Genomic DNA, 1469 nt, shown 5'->3' on the forward strand with positions numbered 1-1469 from the left:
CCCCGGTGACGGGCGAGGTTGTCGAGATCAATGGCGACGTCGTGTCCGATCCGGCGCTGATCAACAGCGATCCGTACGGTGCCGGCTGGCTGTTCAAGGTCGCCGTGACCGAAGAGGGTCCGCTGCTCTCTGCCGAGGAGTACGCGGCGAAGAACGGTGGCGAGCTGTGAGTGGGGCAGGTGCCGCAACGGCAGCGTTCCAGCAGGTGGTCTCCGTGAGCCTGGACGCCGAACTGTCGGCCCTGGATCCGGAGATCGCGGCGAGGATCGATGACGAGCTGACCCGCCAGCGCGGCGGGCTGGAGATGATCGCCTCGGAGAACCACACGGCTGTGGCCGTGATGCAGGCGCAGGGCTCGGTGCTGACGAACAAGTACGCCGAGGGTTACCCGGGCAAGCGGTACTATGGCGGCTGCGAGCACGTGGACGTGATCGAGCAGCTCGCGATCGACCGGGTCAAGGCCCTGTTCGGTGCCGGGTACGCGAACGTCCAGCCGCACTCCGGCGCGCAGGCGAACGCCTCGGTGATGCACGCCCTGATCAAGCCCGGCGACACCATCATGGGCCTGAACCTCGCCCACGGCGGGCACCTGACCCATGGCATGAAGATCAATTTCTCCGGCCGGCTGTACAACGTGATTCCGTACCAGGTCCGCGAAGAGGACCACCGGATCGACATGGCCGAGGTGGAGCGCCTGGCCCAGGAGCACAAACCTCAGCTGATCGTTGCCGGCTGGTCCGCCTACGCCCGGCAGCTGGACTTCGCCGAGTTCCGCCGGATCGCCGATTCGGTGGGCGCGTACCTGATGGTGGACATGGCGCACTTCGCCGGGCTGGTGGCTGCCGGGCTGCACCCCTCACCGGTCCCTTACGCGCATGTCACCACGTCCACGACGCACAAGACCCTCGCCGGTCCGCGCGGCGGCATCATCCTGACCAACGACGCCGACATCGCGAAGAAGATCAACTCGGCGGTGTTCCCGGGCCAGCAGGGCGGTCCGCTGGAGCACGTCATCGCCGGCAAGGCCGTGGCGTTCAAGATCGCGGCTTCGGCCGAGTTCAAGGAACGCCAGGAGCGCGTGCTGGCCGGCGCCCGGATCTTGGCCGCGCGCCTGGTCCAGCCGGACGTCACCGCTAAGGGGATCAACGTGATCTCCGGCGGCACCGACGTGCACCTGGTGCTGGTGGACCTGCGCAGCTGCGAGCTCGACGGGCAGCAGGCCGAGGACCGGCTCGCGGAGATCGACATCACCGTCAACCGCAACGCGGTGCCGTTCGACCCTCGCCCGCCAATGGTCACCTCCGGCCTGCGCATCGGCACACCGGCCCTGGCAACCCGCGGTTTCGGTGAGGCGGCGTTCGAAGAGGTGGCGGACATCATCGCCGAGGCACTGATGGCCGACGCCGGAACCGACCTGTCCGGCCTGCGTTCAAGGGTCGAGGCACTAGCCGCCGCGCACCCGCTCTACC

The 1469-nt window shown here is 68.1% G+C and carries 2 protein-coding genes; both read left to right on the plus strand.

Features of this window, described 5'->3' with window-relative positions; translation table 11 throughout:
- On the plus strand, positions 1-170 hold a 170-nt coding region (locus JYA52_RS09810), incomplete at its 5' end, for a glycine cleavage system protein H (RefSeq protein ID WP_504739510.1).
- Positions 167-1469, plus strand: a 1303-nt coding sequence (gene glyA, locus JYA52_RS09815) for a serine hydroxymethyltransferase (protein ID WP_307869346.1), incomplete at its 3' end; no start/stop codon positions are given. The genes JYA52_RS09810 and glyA, both read left to right, overlap by 4 nt.

Origin of the sequence: Arthrobacter pascens (genome assembly GCF_017052465.1) — a bacterium.
GTDB classification, from domain to species: Bacteria; Actinomycetota; Actinomycetes; order Actinomycetales; family Micrococcaceae; genus Arthrobacter; species Arthrobacter pascens.